The 1,199-nt window shown below is 36.2% G+C and carries 1 protein-coding gene and 1 pseudogene; both read right to left on the bottom strand.

The features are described 5' to 3' along the window. Nucleotides 1–665 (bottom strand): annotated as a pseudogene (locus BM327_RS15745) (hypothetical protein); the annotation flags it as partial. A 4-nt stretch (nucleotides 666–669) separates the two neighbouring features. Continuing rightward, nucleotides 670–1,032 carry a hypothetical protein gene (locus BM327_RS15740; protein WP_139230424.1) on the bottom strand — a complete coding sequence of 121 codons (363 nt, stop codon included), beginning with the start codon at nucleotides 1,030–1,032 and terminating at the stop codon, nucleotides 670–672. Between the last annotated feature and the right edge of the window lie 167 nt (nucleotides 1,033–1,199).

Here is a 1,199-nt window from a genome sequence, read left to right as displayed (position 1 = left end):
GCTGAAGGGTCACAAGTTACAGAAGCTGTAGTTGTGCTTGATGAATTACCAGGAATATCTGTTCCTGTATAAACAGGCACCAATTGGTTTTGTAATCCACTATAATTTGAAAAACATAAAACGTATTGTGAACCTGCGGTTGCAAAGAAAGAATGTTCGAAGTTCCCTTGGTTGGCTCCTGTAGGTAAATTCCCTTGTTGAACCATACCTGTATAACCTTGACATGGACTATTCCAGTTACAAGCTACTGGTGGCAATAAGTTATTTGTGATGTCTGAACACGCATCATTACTTGATAAATTCCCACCACCGGCTTGGTAATAAGGCCATAATGCCCAGTCATAACAACCTCCACTATTAGGAGAACCCAAGGTAAATTCAAAATAACCATCTTGTTGAATGGTAAAAATCATCCACGTTGGATTTAATTCGTTAGCCAATAAACAACCCGAGTTACCTGCTGACCCCGGATTTGTATTAGGATTTGAAACGTTGTTTCCCGAAGGAATATCATTGAAGTTACCAGGACCTATACCTGCCGTAAAGTCATTAATTGTACATCCAAAAACTGCCGTACTACAATCTGCAGGGTTCGTGGTAGTTGTTTGAGCTTTAACGCCATTTAGTGCCAAAGCCATAAGAATTGAGTAAAATATCTTTTTCATAGGACTATTGGTTTACTTTATCACAAAATGTATCGTCAAAGGCAAAATGATCATCTAAACCTTGTATACCAATACGTGAACATTCAATTACATTTTCATTACCTACCATCCATGACGTTAAATCATCTTTAGTAAAAGAATTAATTTCTTTGGTAACGATAAGTAATCCGTTGGTTATTCTATCCAATCTCACAACAAAACAGTTGGGATTGTTTCGAATAGATGCCTCTATTTCGTCTTGTATACTTGCATCATTCGTATTTAATTGAACTTGCGCAAAATACTTTAGCTGCTGATTTTGGCTATTCTGAAATGCCATACAAGTGAATAGCACAACACAAATAAATAGGTTTTTTATATGTTTCATAGTTTCTAGCTTTACAGGTAAAACGAATTTTTTCACGGGCCGTTGCTTTATTGAACAAAAAATCCCGACTTATTCAGTCGGGATTTTCACATATAAATAAATCAAACATTAACGCATCACTTGAACATAACCTGTTTTCGTGAATTTAGCATCGTCTTGTTTGTTTC

This window comes from Lishizhenia tianjinensis, from assembly GCF_900116425.1.
In the GTDB taxonomy this organism is placed as follows: domain Bacteria; phylum Bacteroidota; class Bacteroidia; order Flavobacteriales_D; family Crocinitomicaceae; genus Lishizhenia; species Lishizhenia tianjinensis.
The sequence above is the reverse complement of the archived record's forward strand: the minus strand, read 5'-3'. Positions and strand labels throughout refer to the sequence as shown.

Excerpts from the sequence above, each read along its gene's own strand:
- BM327_RS15740 (WP_139230424.1), bottom strand. The coding sequence starts at position 1,032 with ATGAAACATATAAAAAACCTATTTATTTGTGTTGTGCTATTCACTTGT.